Source organism: Inquilinus sp. NPDC058860, assembly GCF_042743185.1.
In the GTDB taxonomy this organism is placed as follows: Bacteria; Pseudomonadota; Alphaproteobacteria; order DSM-16000; family Inquilinaceae; genus Inquilinus.
This window is the reverse complement of record NZ_JBHYMS010000040.1, coordinates 38,685-53,433: the sequence shown is the minus strand read 5'-3', so window position 1 is coordinate 53,433 and position 14,749 is coordinate 38,685. Positions and strand designations below refer to the sequence as shown.

General features: G+C 69.3%; 15 protein-coding genes. 7 read left to right on the top strand and 8 right to left on the bottom strand.

Going from position 1 to position 14,749, the window contains the following annotated elements; translation table 11 throughout:
- The first annotated feature begins 77 nt into the window (after positions 1 to 77).
- On the top strand, positions 78 to 683 hold the full coding sequence (locus ACFW16_RS24220) for a DUF5666 domain-containing protein (RefSeq protein ID WP_380309847.1): 606 nt from the start codon (positions 78 to 80) through the stop codon (positions 681 to 683).
- 21 nt (positions 684 to 704) lie between these two features.
- On the opposite strand, the gene ACFW16_RS24215 is transcribed toward ACFW16_RS24220, so the two are convergent.
- Positions 705 to 1,736: an AI-2E family transporter gene (locus ACFW16_RS24215; protein ID WP_380309845.1), complete on the bottom strand. Its 1,032-nt coding sequence runs from the start codon at positions 1,734 to 1,736 to the stop codon at positions 705 to 707.
- A gap of 146 nt (positions 1,737 to 1,882) precedes the next feature.
- On the opposite strand from ACFW16_RS24215, the gene ACFW16_RS24210 reads away from it, so the two are divergent.
- Complete coding sequence (locus tag ACFW16_RS24210; protein WP_380309843.1) at positions 1,883 to 2,302, top strand: hypothetical protein; 420 nt, start codon at positions 1,883 to 1,885, stop codon at positions 2,300 to 2,302.
- Between the two features lie 19 nt (positions 2,303 to 2,321).
- Here the strand turns inward: ACFW16_RS24210 and uxaC are convergent, their stop codons facing one another.
- Genes uxaC through ACFW16_RS24175 form a run of 7 tightly spaced genes read right to left on the bottom strand, consistent with a single transcriptional unit; the run spans position 2,322 to position 9,152 of the window.
- Positions 2,322 to 3,725: a glucuronate isomerase gene (uxaC, locus tag ACFW16_RS24205; RefSeq protein ID WP_380309841.1), complete on the bottom strand. Its 1,404-nt coding sequence runs from the start codon at positions 3,723 to 3,725 to the stop codon at positions 2,322 to 2,324.
- Positions 3,722 to 4,804 carry a Gfo/Idh/MocA family protein gene (locus ACFW16_RS24200; RefSeq protein ID WP_380309839.1) on the bottom strand — a complete coding sequence of 361 codons (1,083 nt, stop codon included), beginning with the start codon at positions 4,802 to 4,804 and terminating at the stop codon, positions 3,722 to 3,724. The genes uxaC and ACFW16_RS24200 overlap by 4 nt, the downstream gene beginning before the upstream one ends.
- 2 nt (positions 4,805 to 4,806) lie before the next feature.
- On the bottom strand, positions 4,807 to 5,820 hold the full coding sequence (locus ACFW16_RS24195; protein WP_380309837.1) for a Gfo/Idh/MocA family protein: 1,014 nt from the start codon (positions 5,818 to 5,820) through the stop codon (positions 4,807 to 4,809).
- 14 nt (positions 5,821 to 5,834) lie between these two features.
- Entirely contained in the window at positions 5,835 to 6,698 is an 864-nt protein-coding gene (locus tag ACFW16_RS24190) for a carbohydrate ABC transporter permease (protein WP_380309835.1), read from the bottom strand.
- Entirely contained in the window at positions 6,691 to 7,623 is a 933-nt protein-coding gene (locus tag ACFW16_RS24185; protein ID WP_380309833.1) for a carbohydrate ABC transporter permease, read from the bottom strand. Before ACFW16_RS24185 ends, ACFW16_RS24190 begins: the two co-directional genes overlap by 8 nt.
- Positions 7,624 to 7,627: 4 nt before the next feature.
- Entirely contained in the window at positions 7,628 to 8,923 is a 1,296-nt protein-coding gene (locus tag ACFW16_RS24180; RefSeq protein ID WP_380309830.1) for an ABC transporter substrate-binding protein, read from the bottom strand.
- A gap of 58 nt (positions 8,924 to 8,981) precedes the next feature.
- The gene (locus tag ACFW16_RS24175; RefSeq protein ID WP_380309828.1) at positions 8,982 to 9,152 is read right to left on the bottom strand and encodes a hypothetical protein; all 171 of its coding nucleotides are present in this window, start codon (positions 9,150 to 9,152) and stop codon (positions 8,982 to 8,984) included.
- A gap of 207 nt (positions 9,153 to 9,359) precedes the next feature.
- Here ACFW16_RS24175 and ACFW16_RS24170 point away from each other — a divergent pair, with 207 nt between their 5' ends.
- The 5 genes from ACFW16_RS24170 to ACFW16_RS24150 all read left to right on the top strand — a co-directional run bounded on the left by ACFW16_RS24170 (position 9,360) and on the right by ACFW16_RS24150 (position 14,742).
- A complete protein-coding gene (locus tag ACFW16_RS24170) occupies positions 9,360 to 10,040 on the top strand; it encodes a TetR/AcrR family transcriptional regulator (protein ID WP_380309826.1) in 681 nt (226 codons plus the stop codon).
- A 106-nt stretch (positions 10,041 to 10,146) separates the two neighbouring features.
- Positions 10,147 to 11,298 carry a Gfo/Idh/MocA family protein gene (locus ACFW16_RS24165; RefSeq protein WP_380309824.1) on the top strand — a complete coding sequence of 384 codons (1,152 nt, stop codon included), beginning with the start codon at positions 10,147 to 10,149 and terminating at the stop codon, positions 11,296 to 11,298.
- A gap of 3 nt (positions 11,299 to 11,301) precedes the next feature.
- The gene (locus tag ACFW16_RS24160) at positions 11,302 to 12,486 is read left to right on the top strand and encodes a dihydrodipicolinate synthase family protein (RefSeq protein WP_380309822.1); all 1,185 of its coding nucleotides are present in this window, start codon (positions 11,302 to 11,304) and stop codon (positions 12,484 to 12,486) included.
- A 6-nt stretch (positions 12,487 to 12,492) separates the two neighbouring features.
- On the top strand, positions 12,493 to 13,908 hold the full coding sequence (locus ACFW16_RS24155; protein ID WP_380309820.1) for an enolase C-terminal domain-like protein: 1,416 nt from the start codon (positions 12,493 to 12,495) through the stop codon (positions 13,906 to 13,908).
- A gap of 3 nt (positions 13,909 to 13,911) precedes the next feature.
- Entirely contained in the window at positions 13,912 to 14,742 is an 831-nt protein-coding gene (locus tag ACFW16_RS24150) for a sugar phosphate isomerase/epimerase family protein (protein WP_380309818.1), read from the top strand.
- Positions 14,743 to 14,749: the final 7 nt, after the last annotated feature.

Genomic DNA, 14,749 nt, shown 5'->3' with positions numbered 1-14,749 from the left:
AATTCATGTAACCGCCCGCCGGTTCGGGGCGTATCGATCTTCCGAGGGGATGTCGACGCCCGAGCGAGGACAGCATCATGAAGCGCAGCGCGACCCTGGGCCTGGCCCTGTTCGCAGCCCTGTCGGCCCTGCCGGCCATGGCTCAGAGCCAGCCCCAGCAGCGCATCCGCGGCACCATCGAGGCGGTGAACGGGCCGGTGATGACCATCGCCGCCCGCGGCGGCGGCACCGCGACCGTCACCCTGGCCGACGACGCCACGGTACGGACGATCGCCCCGGCCGACATCCGCGACATCAAGCCCGGCAGCTATGTCGGCAGCGCCGCCATGCCGCAGCCCGACGGCAGCCTGCGCGCCCTGGAGGTGCAGGTGTTCCCGGAGAGCATGCGCGGCATCGGCGAAGGCCAGCACCCCTTCGACCTGAAGCCCGGCAGCACCATGACCAACGCCACCGCCGGCGCGGTCGAGGGCACCGACGGCCGGGTGGTGACGCTGCGCTACCAGGGCGTCGAGACGAAGCTGACGGTGCCGCCCGACGTGCCGGTGATCACCTATGAGCCGGGCAGCCGCGACCAGCTGACCAAGGGCGCCCATGTCATCGTCAGCGCAGTCAAGGGCGCCGACGGGTCGCTGGTCTCGCACGCGGTCCAGGTCGGCAAGGACGGGCTGGTGCCGCCGATGTAAGGCCCGGCTTCGGGCGGAGCGTCAGATCAGCTTGCTCCGCCCCAGCTCGACCTTGAGATAGGCATAGAAGACCGGCGCCGCGATCACGCCCGGCACGCCGAAAGCCGCCTCCATCAGCAGCATGGAGATCAGGATCTCCCAGGCCTTGGCATGGATCTGGGTGCCGACGATCTTGGCGTTGATGAAGTATTCCAGCTTATGGATCAGGACCAGGAACGCCAGGGACCCGAACATCACATAGATCGACAGGCTCAGGCTGATGATCGAGATGACGGTGTTCGAGATCAGGTTGCCGATCACCGGCAGCAGCCCGCAGACGAAGGTGACCACGATCATGGTCTTGGTCAGCGGCAGATGGACGCCGAACAGCGGCAGGACCACGACCAGGTAGATCGCCGTCAGCGCCGTGTTGAGGGCGGAGATCCGCACCTGGGCGAAGACCACGCGGCGGAACGACAGGGCCAGCAGCCGGGCCCGCTCCGCCAGTGCCCTGACCAGCGGCCCGCGGCCGGGCTTCTCCGTCAGGTCGGCGATGGCGATCATGCCGCCGATCACGAGGCCGATGACGATATGCACCAGGACACGCCCGACATCGGTGGTGAGCCGCAGCAGGTCCCGCGCATGGTCGCGCAGGGACTGCGCCAGCATGGTGTCGAGGTCCTGGCCGCTGTTCGGGATGTAGGCGACGATCCAGGGCGGCAGCTGCTGGCTCGCCCGCTCCACCGCCTCGGCCATCTTGCGCATCACGGCGACCAGCCCCTCCGGCCGGTCGGTGAGGACCGAGATCAGCTCGACCACGCCGAAGATCACGGCCAGGCTCAGCACCGCCGTCAGCAGGCCGAGGGCGATGATGCGTCCGATATTGGGCAGGAAGCCGAAGCGCCGGAACGCCGGCGCCACGGCGTGCACCAGCTCGTGGATCAGCAGGCCCGCCAGCAGGGCGGCGAGCAGGCCGAACCACAGGCTGCCGAGCAGCGCAAGCCCGGCCAGGATCTGGGCCGAAATCTCGATGCGACGATCCCGGGGGGCGGGGTGCACGGCCGCGGGGACCACGGCCGCAACATCCTCGCTTCGGCCGGGCTGGAAATTCATGATGGGGGAAAACCTGTTCTCGACGGAGTACGCGCAAGGGGATCGTTCCCCGACTCCGGACCTTTACCGGACAAAAGTCAATCAGACGCTGTGGACCAGGCCCCGACATGAGCGACCCGATCGGCGACCGCTGCCTCCATGAGATCGAACGGCTGCACCGGTTCTTCGAGCGCTGGCTGGGCGACGCGGCAACCGATCCGGCGGAATTCGCCCGGATCGAGCCGGCCTGGCCCTCCGACTTCACGCTGATCACCCCGGATGGCGCGGTGCTGGACCGGGCCGCGGTGACCGGCTGGCTGCGCCGGGCGCGCGGGACGCATGCCGACCCGGCCGCGCCGTTCCGGATCGAGATCCGCGACGCCGCCGTGCGCCTCCCTTTGCCCGGCGGCTTCCGCCTGTGCACCTATGACGAATGGCAGAGCGTCCGTGGCGTCGAGAGCCTGCGGCGGTCGACCGCCCTGCTGGAAGTCCGGGAGGAGGCGGTGCTGTGGCGCCACCTGCAGGAGACCTGGGCCGAAGCCCGCTGATCTCCTGCAAAGCCGGATCTTACAGCTTGTACGCCGCCTTCGGCAGCCGGTAGGCGAGGTCGACCGCGACCTCCGCCGCCTCGTCCTCGTCCAGCCGGTGCTCGGCCACCAGCTGGGCGAGGTAGCGGCAGTCGATGCGGCGGGCCACGTCGTGCCGGGCCGGGATCGAGGGGAAGGCGCGGGTGTCGTCGTTGAAGCCGACGGTGTTGTAGAAGCCGGCCGTCTCGGTCGCCAGCTCGCGGAAGCGCAGCATCCCCTCCGGGCTGTCGAAGAACCACCAGGGCGGGCCGAGCCGCAGGGTCGGGTAGTGCCCGGCCAGCGGCGCCAGCTCGCGCGCATAGGTGCTCTCATCCAGCGTGAACAGGATCACCGACAGGTCGCGCTCGTTGCCGAAGCGGTCGAGCAGCGGCTTCAGCGCGTGGACATAGTCGGTCCGGGTCGGGATGTCGGCGCCCTTGTCGCGGCCGAACTCGCGCTGCAGCGTCGGGTTGTGGTTGCGGAAGGAGCCCGGGTGGATCTGCATCACGAGGCCGTCTTCGAGGCTCATCCGCGCCATCTCGGTCAGCATCTGGGCGCGGAACAGCTCGGCATCCTGCGGCTCGAACCGGCCGGAGACGACCTTTTCGAACAGCGTCACCGCCGGCACCGGGTCGAGATCGGCCGTCGCCGCGGTCGGGTGGCCGTGGTCGGTCGAGGTCGCGCCCATCTCTTTGAAATAGGCACGGCGCTGCGCCAGGGCGGTGAGGTAGCCGCGCCAGGACTGCGTGTCCTCGCCGGTGATCTCGCCGAGCCGCTGCAGCCCCTCGCGGAAGCCGTCGAACTCCGGGTCCACCACCGGGTCGGGGCGGAAGGCGGTGACCACCCTGCCCTTCCAGCCGCTGTCGCGGATGGTGCGGTGGTGGTCGAGCGGGTCGAGCGGCGATTCCGTGGTGGCGATGACCTCGAGGTTGAACCGCTCGAACAGCGCCCGCGGCCGGTAGTCCGGCCGGGCCAGCCGCTCGGCGATGCGGTCGTAGATCCGGTCGGCGCTGGCCGGCGTCAGCCGCTCCTCCACCCCGAACAGGGTCTCGAAGGTGTGGTCGAGCCACATCCGGGTCGGGGTGCCGCGGAACAGGTGCCAATGCTCGGCGAAACGGCGCCAGATCGCCCGCGGATCGGTCTCCACTGGGCCGCCGTCGCGCCGCGGCACGCCGAGATCCTCCAGCCGCACGCCCTGGCTGTAGAGCATGCGGAAGATATAGTGGTCCGGGATGATCAGCAGCGAGGCCGGGTCCGGGAACGCCTCGTTCTTCGCGTACCAGGCCGGGTCGGTGTGGCCGTGCGGGCTGATCAGCGGCAGCCCGGCGACCTCGGCATAGAGGCGCCGGGCGATGCCGCGCTGGGTCGGGTCCGGTGAGAACAGGCGGTCTGGATGCAGGCTCATGCCACGGCCTTGGGTTGCGGGCGCCAGTCGGCGTATTTCGGGTGATCCCGGCCGATCGGCAGCTCGACCGGCCGGCCGGTCTCCGCAGAATGGAACAAGGCCGTCGCCAATTCCAGCGACCGCCGCGCGTCGTCGAGGGTCACCGGCAGCGGGCCATCGGTTTCCAGCGCCTTGTGGTAGCGGCCGAGCTGGCCGGCGAAGCGCGACGGCACTGGCTCCCAATCCGCCAGCGCCCCTTCGATCCGCTGCGCGATCTCAGGCGAGGCCGGGGTGATCTGCCAGGGGCCGTCCCCCGGGGCATAGGGCTTCAGCCCGCTTTCGAAGGTGACGTTCTCGAAGCAGAAGCGCAGCCGGCTGATCTCGACCTGCGAGCCGAGGGTGGCGGCCAGCGAGACCAGGGCGCCGCTCTGCATCACCACGCTGGCGACGGCGCAGTCCTCGACCTCGATCGGGTTCACCCGGGTCGCGGTCTGGCAATAGACCGAGGCCACCGGCCCCATCAGCCAGGTCATGATGTCGTGCGAATGGATGGCATGGGTCAGCAGCACGCCGCCCAGCTCGGTGTCCAGCCGGCCGCGCCAGGGCACCGAATAGTACTTCGCGCCACGGTTCCAGTGCGTCTCCACCGTCGCCAGATAGGGCTTGCCGGCGATGCCGGCCTCGACGATCCGCTTGGCCTGCTGCAGCCCGTCGCCGTAGCGGTACTGGAAGATCGGCATCACCCGGCCCGGCGCCGCGGCCTCGGCCTTCACCACCCGGTCGAGATCGGCCAGCGACCCGACCAGCGGCTTCTCGCAGATCACCTGCTTGCCGGCTTCCAGCGCCGCCAGGACCTGGCCGATATGCACTGTCGGCGGGGTGCAGATGTCGATCACCTCGATCTCCCGCATGCGCAGGATCTCGTCGAAGCGGGTGGTCCGCACCGGGATGGCGAACTCGTCGCCGATCTCGGTCAGGCGGTCCGGATTCAGGTCGCAGATCGCCTCGACCCGGAACTTGTCCGGATGGGCGGCGTAGCCTTCGGCGATATGGCCGCGGCCGACGCCGAGGCCGATCACGGCAACGTTGCGGATCGCCATGGTCAGGCCCTCCCCTCGCGAGATTCGGCCAGCTCCTGCGCCGTCAGCGCCAGCTCCATCGCCTTGAAACAATGCTCCTGGCTCATCGCCGTCTCCGTCCGCTCCAGCACGTCGGCGACCAGCTGCCGGCCGAAGGGCAGCTCGACATTGCTGCAGTCGATCCGCTGCAGGCCCTTGCCGTCGACCAGGATCAGGTGGTCGGTGCCGGGCTGGCCGGTCGGGTCGACATACTTCCGCAGCTCGATATAGCCCTCGGTGCCGAGGATGGTCAGCCGCCCGTCGCCCCAGGTCGGCAGCCCGTCCGGCGTGAACCAGTCGATCCGGATGTAGCCGGTGGCGCCGGGGCTGCGCAGCAGCGCCTCGCCGAAATCCTGCAGCTCCGGCGTTCCCGGGTTGCCGCGGTTGGCAACCGCGGCCGAGGCGACCTCGACATCGAGCGTGCCGGCGAAGAACAGGAACTGCTCGAACTGGTGCGAGGCGATGTCGGTCAGGATGCCGCCGTAGCGGGCGCGCTGGAAGAACCAGTCCGGTCGCGACGGCGCGTTGAGGCGGTGCGGCCCGAGCCCGACGGTGTTGATCACGCGGCCGATCGCCCCGGCCTGGACCAGCTCGCCCGCCTTCACGGTCGACCGGGTCTGGAAATGCTCGGAGTAGCAGATCGAGTAGATCCGGCCGGTCTCGGCCTGCACCCGCCGCACCTCGGCCAGCTGCTCCAGCGTGGTCATGCCCGGCTTGTCGGAGAGGTAGTCCTTGCCGGCCTTCATCACGGCGATGCCGAGCGGCGCCCGGTCGGCCGGGATGCCGGCCGAGGTGACCAGCTTGATAGAGGGGTCGTCCAGGATGGCGCGCGGGTCGGAGACGCGCTTCGCCTGCGGGTAGCGGGTCTGGAACGGGCCGGCGAGGTCGTCCTCCGGCGCGTGGAAGGCGACGAACTCGCCCCCCGCGCCGAGCAGCGCGTCGACCTGCCCGAAGATGTGGTTGTGGTTGATGCCGATGGCGGCGAAGCGGATGGTCATTCGGGGGTCCCGGTTCAGCGTTTGAGGCCGGTGGTGGCGACGCCCTCGATCAGAAGGCGCTGGAAGAACAGGAAGAAGACGAACACCGGCAGCAGGGTCAGGATGGACATGGCGAACAGCGCGCTCCAATCCGACTTGCCGGTGGAATCGACGAAGTTCCTGAGGCCGAGCTGGACCGTGTAGGAACCCATGTCGTTCAGGTAGATCAAGGGCGCGAAGAAGTCGTCCCAGGTCCAGATGAAGGAGAAGATCGCCGCCGTGGCCAGGACCGGCTTCGACAGCGGCATGATGATCTTCCAGTAGATCTTCCACGGGCTGCAGCCGTCCATCATCGCCGCCTCGTCCAGCTCGCGCGGGAGGCCGCGGAAGAACTGCACCATCAGGAAGATGAAGAAGGCGTCCGAGGCCAGGTATTTCGGCACCACCAGCGGCAGGAAGGTGTCGACCCAGTCGAGCTGAAGGAACAGCACGTATTGCGGGATCAGGGTCACGTGATAGGGCAGCATCAGCGTGCCCAGCATCAGCGCGAACCAGAAGCTGCGGCCCGGGAAACGCAGACGGGCGAAGGCGAAGGCGGTCAGCGAGCAGGCGAAGACGTTGCCGATCACCGACAGGACCGAGATCACCGCCGAGTTCCAGAAGAACTGGCCGAAGCTGATGTCGAGCCCGCTCCAGCCCCGGACATAGGCGTCGAGGCTGAAGCTCTCCGGCCACAGCGAGGCCGAGGAGAAGATCTGGCTGTCGTCCTTGAACGAGCTGGCGAGCATCCACAGCAGCGGATACAGCATCGCCAGGGAGCAGGCGCACAGCGCGATGTGGATCAGCAGCGACCGCGACAGCGGGCGGCGGGCCGGGCTTTCGAGGGTGATATCACTCATCGTAATGCACCCAGTAGCGCGCCGAGAGGAAGGAGAAGGCGGTGAACAGCGCGATGATCACCACCAGCACCCAGGCCAGCGCCGAGGCGTAGCCCATGCGGAAATTGCTGAAGGCTTCCTGGTACAGGTACAGGGTGTAGAACAGGGTGGAGTCGATCGGCCCGCCCGTGCCCTCGCTGATGATGAAGGCCGGGGTGAAGGCCTTGAACGCCTCGATCGTCTGGATCACGGCGTTGAAGAACACCACCGGGGTCAGCAGCGGCAGGGTGATGCGCCAGAACCGGCTCCAGGGCGTGGCGCCGTCGATCGCCGCCGCCTCGTACAGGTCGCGCGGGATCTGCCGCAGGCCGGCGAGGAAGATGATCATCGGCGAGCCGAACTGCCAGATGCTGAGGACGACCAGCGTCGACAGCGCGTAGTTCGGATTGGAGATCCAGCTCGGCCCCTGGATGCCGAACAGGGCCAGGAACTGGTTGACCAGGCCGCTGCCGGCGAAGAGCTGCCGCCACAGCACCGCGATGGCGACGCTCGCGCCCAGCAGCGACGGCAGGTAGAACAGGGCGCGGTACACTGGCAACCCGGCGATGCCCTTGTTCAGCAGCATCGCCACGCCGAGGGCGAAGGCCAGCTTCAAGGGCACCGCGAACAGCACGAACAGGAAGGTGACCTGCATCGAGGACAGGAACTTCGGATCGGCGGTGGCGATCCGGACGTAGTTCGCCGCCCCGACCCAGTTCGGACTCTGCAGCAGGTCGAAATCGGTGAAGGACAGGTAGAGCGAGACCAGGATCGGCCCGGCGGTCAGGCCGATGAATCCGATCAGCCACGGCGTCAGGAACATGTAGCCCGAGAGGGTGCGGGATGTGATCCGCCGCCTCCCTCGCGCCCGTTCCACCTTGCCTGAGGCCTGCACCGCAACGGTCATGACGTCACCCGCGATCGAGGATGCTGTTGGCTTCGTCGACGAACTGCTTGGCGCCGTCGGCCGGCGACGCCTGGTCGAAGCCGACCTGCTCGTTGACCCGCTTCAGCAGGAAGTTGATCTCGCCGGCGCCCTTCGGCGGCGACGGCGGCAGGTCGCCGACCTTGTCGGTGATGAAGGAGACGTAGTCGAGCATCGCCCGGCTGAGCTCGTCGAGCGTCGGCGCCACCGCCTCGCGCAGCGTCTTCGACGCCGGCACGCCGCGCTCGACGCCGAGCACCTTCCCGGCTTCGACATCGGTGACGTAGAAATTGGCCACGCGCACCGCCTCTTCCGCGACCTGGCTGCGCGCGGCGATGCTGAACAGCATCGAGGGCTTCAGATACTGGCCGGGCTTGGCACCGGGGCCGCCGCTCGGCTGCATCGTCATCTTCAGCTTGGTCTTGCTCAGCACCTGATGCGCCACCAGCTGGTTCGAGTTGGTGATGATCGCAGCGGAATGGAGGAGGGCCAGCATGCTGGTCTCCGGCGACTGCTTGTCCAGCGCCTGGATGTCGGCCGGCGGGATCGCCTTCTTCTGGCGCAGCTCGTGCCAGAAACCGAACCACTCGGCCATGACCTCGGCGTCGAAGCCGGGCCGGCCCTCGGCGGTGTACAGCGCCTTGCCCTTCTGCCGCAGCCAGCAATCGAGCGCCGGCTCGATGCCGCCGCAGTCGCCGATGCCCCAGAACCCGTCACGCTTGGAGGCCTGGGCGACCTTGAGCGACCAGTCGCCCCATTGCGCCCAGCTCCACTCCCAGCCCGGCTCCTCGACCCCGATCTGCTGCAGCGTCTCGGCGTCGTAGACGATGGCGGTCGAGTTGTTGCCGAGATTGACGCCGTAGAGCTTGCCCTCGACCCGGCCGCAATCGATCGCCGGCTTGCCGAAATCCTCGATCTTCAGCACCGACGGCAGGTATTCGTCGAGCGGCAGCAGCGCCCCGCGCCGGGCGTATTCGACGATGTAGCGGTAGTCCATCTGGATCACGTCGGGCGCGTTGCGGCCGGCGGTCTGGGTGGCCAGGCGCGGCCAGTAGTCGGGCCAGCCCAGCGTCTCGCCGTTGATCGCCGTGCCCGGATGCGCGGCCTCGTACAGCTTGTTGACCTTGGCGGTACGATCCGCCCGCTCCTTCGAGCCCCACCAGAACATGCGCACGCGCTTGTCCTGGGCCAGCGCCGGCATCGGCAGCCCGGAGGCGGCCAGCCCGCCCAGGGCGGCGCCCAGCTTCAGCACCTGTCTGCGGTCGGTGATCAGCGTCGCCATCTCGTGTTCCTCCTGTCGTTCGCGCCTCTTCTCTCCGAAGGCGCTGGTGGTGTCGGGGTCAGCTGCGGCCAGGGATGATCGTCCCGCCGGCGCCCTTGGCCGGCGGCAGCGGCATGATCCTGTCGGCGGTGAAGTCGATACTGTCCGATGTCGCGCGAGTACCGGCGAGACCGGCGGCGCTGATCCTGCGTCCCAGGGCGTGCCTGCGGGTCGGCCGCAGCGGCGTCATCGCGTTCCTCCTGATGCCCCGCCCCGTCGATCGGCGCGGCGTTGCAAGCGGTGGTCGGTTGGTGCCTGAGGCAGGCCTTCGACCGAAGGCCGGCGAGACGATCTTATAACCAGTTGGTTACAAGCTAGATCGATGCGATGATGGCTGTCAACACGAACACCGGCGGTGCGGCGTTGCCGTCCGACCACAATCGAGGCCCGCCCAACCGTGAGCATCAGCGACGAGACCACCGACGCCCCGACGAAAGATAAGCCGAAACCCCCTGCCACCAAGGCCGTGCGCGACCCGGAACGCACCAGCGCCGCGATCCTGGCGGCGGCGGTGAAGGAGTTCATGGAGAAGGGCTACAGCGGCGCGCGGATCAACGAGATCGCCAAGCGCGCCGGCGCCAACAAGCGCATGCTGTACCACTATTTCGGCGACAAGGAGGCCCTGTACCTGGCGGTGCTGGAAGGCGCCTATGTCGCCATACGCTCGGCCGAGAGCAAGCTGCACCTGGCCGATCACGACCCGGTCGAGGGCATCCGCGAGCTGGCGCTGTTCACCTGGCGCTACTTCATCGAGCACCCGGAGTTCCTGAGCCTGCTGCAGACCGAGAACCTGATGAAGGCGCGGCACCTGAAGCGGTCCGCCCGCATCTTCGACCTGCATTCGCCGCTGGTCGCCGTGATCTCCGACCTGCTCGAGCGCGGCGCGGCCAAGGGCGTGTTCCGGGCCGATGCCGACCCGGTCAAGGTCTATGTCAGCATCGCCTCGCTGGGCGCCTTCTACCTGTCGAACCGCTACACCCTGTCGACCATCTTCCGGCGCGAGCTGACCGAGACGCGCGCGCTGGCCGAATGGGGCGACCATATCGCCCATATGATCCTGGCCTCGCTGCGGCCCTGACCCCTGCGCCGACCCCTTGACGCGCGGGCCCGATCCGTGGTCCGCTAGTAACCAGTTGGTTACAACAAGGCCGGGATCGACGCCCGTGCCGCAACGGGAGGGAAGAATGGCCACCCAGCGCCTCGGCATCATCATGCACGGCGTCACCGGCCGCATGGGCTACAACCAGCACCTGGTGCGCTCGATCTGCGCCATCCGCGACCAGGGCGGCGTGGTGCTGCCCAATGGCGACAAGGTGATGCCCGACCCGATCCTGGTCGGCCGCAACGCCGAGAAGGTCGAGGAGTTGGCCAAGCGCCACGGCATCGCCCGCTGGGGCAGCGACCTCGACAAGGCCCTGGCCAACCGCGACGACACCCTGTTCTTCGATGCCGGGTCGACCCAGATGCGGGCCGAGCTGCTGACCCGCGCCATCGACGCCGGCAAGCATGTCTATTGCGAGAAGCCGATCTCCGAGACGCTGGACGTCGCGACCAGGCTGGCCCGCCACGCCGACGCCCGCGGCATCCGCCACGGCGTGGTCCAGGACAAGCTGTACCTTCCCGGGCTGCAGAAGATCCGCATGCTGCGGGATGCCGGCTTCTTCGGCCGGATCTTCGCGGTGCGCGGCGAGTTCGGCTACTGGGTGTTCGAGGGCGACTGGCAGGCGGCGCAGCGGCCCAGCTGGAACTACCGCAAGGGCGACGGCGGCGGCATCATCCTCGACATGCTGTGCCACTGGCGCTACGTGCTGGACAACCTGTTCGGCGAGGTCAAGTCGGTCAGCTGCCTCGGCGCCACCCATATCCCGGAGCGGGTGGACGAGGCCGGCAAGCGCTACGCCGCCGACGCCGACGACGCGGCCTATGCGACCTTCCAGCTCGAGGGCGGCGTGGTCGCCCACATCAACTCCTCCTGGGCCGTGCGGGTGCGGCGCGACGACCTGGTGACCTTCCAGGTCGACGGCACGCATGGCTCGGCCGTGGCCGGGCTGACCCGCTGCTACACCCAGCACCGGGTGAACACACCGCGCCCGGTGTGGAACCCGGACCAGCCGCAGACCATGAACTTCCTCGACCAGTGGGAAGAGGTGCCGGACAACACCGTCTACGACAACGGCTTCAAGGCGCAGTGGGAGGATTTCATCCGCCACGTCGTCGCCGGCACGCCCTGGAAGTACACCCTGTGGGAGGGCGTGAAGGGCGTGCAGCTGGCCGAGGCCGGGCTGCAGAGCTGGGCCGAGCGGCGCTGGGTCGACCTGCCGGCGCTGGAGCGCTGAGCCATGGTCGCCCTCACCCTTCCTCGCAACGGCGGCGGCCTCGAGAGCTACAGCATCCGCAACGCGCCCTTGCCGATGCCGGCGCCGGGCAGCGCCCCGGCCTTCAACCGGCCCCCCTTCAATCGCATTGCCTATGCCGCGGCGCATGTCGTGGCCGACCCGCTGGCCGACAACGACCCTTGGCTGGACGCCGCGGTCGACTGGGACCGCACCATCGCCTTCCGCCACTATCTCTGGGACCTCGGCCTCGGCGTCGCCGAGGCGATGGACACCGCCCAGCGCGGCATGGGTCTGGACTGGCCGACCGCCAAGGCGCTGATCGGCCGGGCCCTGGCCGGGGCGAAGGAGCGGCCGGGCGCGGTGATCGCCTGCGGCGCCGGCACCGACCACCTGCCGCCCGGCCCCGGCGTCACCATCGCCGACGTGATCGCCGCCTATGAGCAGCAGATCGAGGCGGTGGAAGGCCTGGGCGGCCGGGTGATCCTGATGGCCAGCCGGGCGCTGGCCGCCGTGGCCCGCGGGCCGGACGACTATGTCCGGGTCTATGGCCGGATCCTATCCCAGGTGAAACAGCCGGTGATCCTGCACTGGCTGGGCGAGATGTTCGACCCGGCCCTGGCCGGCTATTGGGGCGACGCCGACCACGACCGGGCGATGGACACCTGCTTGGCCGTGATCCGCGACAGCGCCGCCAAGGTCGACGGCATCAAGATCTCTCTCCTGTCCAAGGAGAAGGAGATCGCGATGCGCCGCCGGCTGCCGGCGGGCGTGCGCATGTACACCGGCGACGACTTCAACTACGCCGAGCTGATCGCCGGCGACGAGCAGGGCTATTCCGACGCGCTGCTCGGCATCTTCGACGCCATCGCCCCCGCCGCCTCGGCCGGTCTGGCGCGGCTGACCGCCGGCGACGAGGCCGGGTTCCATGAGATCCTGGCGCCGACCGTGCCGTTGAGCCGGCACATCTTCAAGGCGCCGACCCGCTTCTACAAGACCGGGGTCGTGTTCCTGGCCTATCTCAACGGGCTGCAGGACCATTTCCTGATGATCGGCGGCCAGCAGAGCACCCGGTCGCTGCCGCACCTGGCCGAGCTGTTCCGCCTGGCCGACGCCGCCCGCGTGCTGCGCGACCCGGAGCTGGCGGCGCAACGCATGCGCAAGGTCTTGGCGGTGGGTGGGGTGGAATAGCCGATCGTGACCGCTCCCCGCCTGCGCGTCGTCGAGGCCCGGCTGTACGAGCGGCCGGTGCGGTTCCGGCTGCCGTTCCGCTTCGGCGCCGCCACCGTCACCGGCGCGCCCCAGGCCTTCCTGCGGCTGATGGTCGAGGCCGCGGACGGCCGCCGGGCCGAGGGGCAGGCCGCCGAGCTGATGGTGCCGAAATGGTTCGACAAGGACCGGGCCCTGACCGAGCAGCAGAACTTCGACCAGCTGCGCCGGTCGCTCGCCCTCGCCCGCCCGCTCTACCTCGAGGAGCGCCCTGCCCCGGCCTTCGCCCTGAGCACCGCGATCGAGCCGCGCCAGCACGCCGCCTGCGCGGCGGAGGGGCTGGGCGGGCTGATCGCCTCCTTCGGCCTGGCCCTGTTCGACCGCGCCGTGATCGACGCGCTGTGCCGGATCGAGGATATCGACGCTGTCACCGCGGTTCGCACCAACCGGATCGGGCTGACCACGGCCACCACGCCAGACCTGGGCGATTTCGACCTCGGCCTGTTCCTGGCCGGGCTGGCGCCTTCCGGCACCCTGCACGCCCGGCATACGGTCGGGCTGGCGGATCCGATCACCACCGCCGAGATCGCCGAGCCCCTGGACGACGGGCTGCCGCAGAGCCTGGAGCAGGCGGTCGCCGCCTATGGCCACAGCCATTTCAAGCTGAAGCTGAGCGGCCAGGCCGAGTCCGACCTGGACCGGCTGCGCCGGATCGCCGCTGTGCTGGACCGGCTGCCCGACTATCGCGTCACCCTGGACGGCAACGAGCAGTTCGCCGAGGCCGGGCCGGTGGCGGAGTTCTGGGACCGCCTCACCGCCGACCCCGCCTTGGCCCGTCTCCATTCCGCGGTGCTGTTCCTGGAGCAGCCGATCGCCCGCGCCCGGGCGCTGGCCGAGCCGATCCACGCCTTGGCCGAGCGGGTGCCGGTCGAGATCGACGAGTCCGATGCGGATATCGGCGTGTTCCCGCGCGCCAGAACCCTGGGCTATCGCGGCATCTCGTCGAAATCCTGCAAGGGCTTCCACCGGGCGCTGCTGAACCGCGCCCGGATCGCCAAATGGAGCGCCGAGGACGGTGTCCGCTACTTCCTGTCGGCCGAGGACCTGACCACCCAGGGCGGCGTCGCCCTGCAGCAGGACCTGGTGCTGGCGGCGCTGGGCGGCGCCGGCCATGTCGAGCGCAACGGCCACCACTATGTCGACGGCATGGCCGGCGCGCCGGTGACGGAGCAGCAAGCCTTCCTGGCCGCCCATCCCGACCTCTACGCCGACGCAGGCCGCCGCGCCCGCCTGAGCATCCGCGGCGGGCGCTTGTCGATCGGCTCGGTGCTGGCCGCACGCGGCCTGGGCACCGCCCTCACCCCCGACTGGTCGGCCATGGCCGACGGATCCCTGGAGACCTGACTGATGCCCACCGAGGGTCTGTCGATCAACCTCGCCACCGTCCGCCAGCAATGGGACATGCGCCAGGCCGCCGAGGCTTGCCTGGGCCACGGCATCACCGCCATCGCCCCCTGGCGCGACCAGGTGCAGAAGATCGGCCTCGACGAGGCGGCGCGGATCGTGCGCGACAACGGCTTCAAGGTCACCGGCCTGTGCCGCGGCGGCATGTTCCCGGCCGGCGACCCGGAGGCACGCCAGGCCGCGATCGACGACAACAGGCGCGCGGTCGACGAGGCGGCAGAGCTGGGCGCCGACTGCCTGGTGCTGGTGGTCGGCGGGCTGCCGGCCGGGTCGCGCGACATCGGCGCCGCCCGGCAGATGGTGGCCGACGGCATCGCCGCCATCCTGCCGCATGCCCGGGCCAGCGGCGTCCCGCTGGCGATCGAGCCGCTGCACCCGATGTACGCGGCCGACCGCGCCTGCGTGAACACGCTGAAGCAGGCGCTGGACATCTGCGACCTGCTGGGCGAGGGCATCGGCGTCGCCATCGACGTCTACCACGTCTGGTGGGACCCGGAGCTGATGCCGCAGATCGCCCGGGCCGGCGCCGGGGGGCGCATCCTGGCGCATCACATCTGCGACTGGCTGGTGCCGACCATGGACCTGCTGCTGGACCGCGGCATGATGGGCGACGGGGTGATCGACCTGCGCGGCATCCGCGCCGCGATCGAGGCCGCCGGCTTCGCCGGGCCGCAGGAGGTCGAGATCTTCTCGGCCGAGACCTGGTGGAAGCGCCCGGGCGACGAGGTCTTGCGGACCTGCGTCGAGCGTTATCACTCGCATTGCACCCTGTAACGGGGTT

Bases quoted from the DNA above. Each gene is read 5' to 3' on its own strand.
- ACFW16_RS24220 (WP_380309847.1), top strand. From the start codon at position 78: ATGAAGCGCAGCGCGACCCTGGGCCTGGCCCTGTTCGCAGCCCTGTCG.
- ACFW16_RS24210 (WP_380309843.1), top strand. From the start codon at position 1,883: ATGAGCGACCCGATCGGCGACCGCTGCCTCCATGAGATCGAACGGCTG.
- uxaC (WP_380309841.1), bottom strand. From the start codon at position 3,725: ATGAGCCTGCATCCAGACCGCCTGTTCTCACCGGACCCGACCCAGCGC.
- ACFW16_RS24200 (WP_380309839.1), bottom strand. From the start codon at position 4,804: ATGGCGATCCGCAACGTTGCCGTGATCGGCCTCGGCGTCGGCCGCGGC.
- ACFW16_RS24195 (WP_380309837.1), bottom strand. From the start codon at position 5,820: ATGACCATCCGCTTCGCCGCCATCGGCATCAACCACAACCACATCTTC.
- ACFW16_RS24190 (WP_380309835.1), bottom strand. From the start codon at position 6,698: ATGAGTGATATCACCCTCGAAAGCCCGGCCCGCCGCCCGCTGTCGCGG.
- ACFW16_RS24185 (WP_380309833.1), bottom strand. From the start codon at position 7,623: ATGACCGTTGCGGTGCAGGCCTCAGGCAAGGTGGAACGGGCGCGAGGG.
- ACFW16_RS24180 (WP_380309830.1), bottom strand. From the start codon at position 8,923: ATGGCGACGCTGATCACCGACCGCAGACAGGTGCTGAAGCTGGGCGCC.
- ACFW16_RS24175 (WP_380309828.1), bottom strand. From the start codon at position 9,152: ATGACGCCGCTGCGGCCGACCCGCAGGCACGCCCTGGGACGCAGGATC.
- ACFW16_RS24165 (WP_380309824.1), top strand. From the start codon at position 10,147: ATGGCCACCCAGCGCCTCGGCATCATCATGCACGGCGTCACCGGCCGC.
- ACFW16_RS24160 (WP_380309822.1), top strand. From the start codon at position 11,302: ATGGTCGCCCTCACCCTTCCTCGCAACGGCGGCGGCCTCGAGAGCTAC.
- ACFW16_RS24150 (WP_380309818.1), top strand. From the start codon at position 13,912: ATGCCCACCGAGGGTCTGTCGATCAACCTCGCCACCGTCCGCCAGCAA.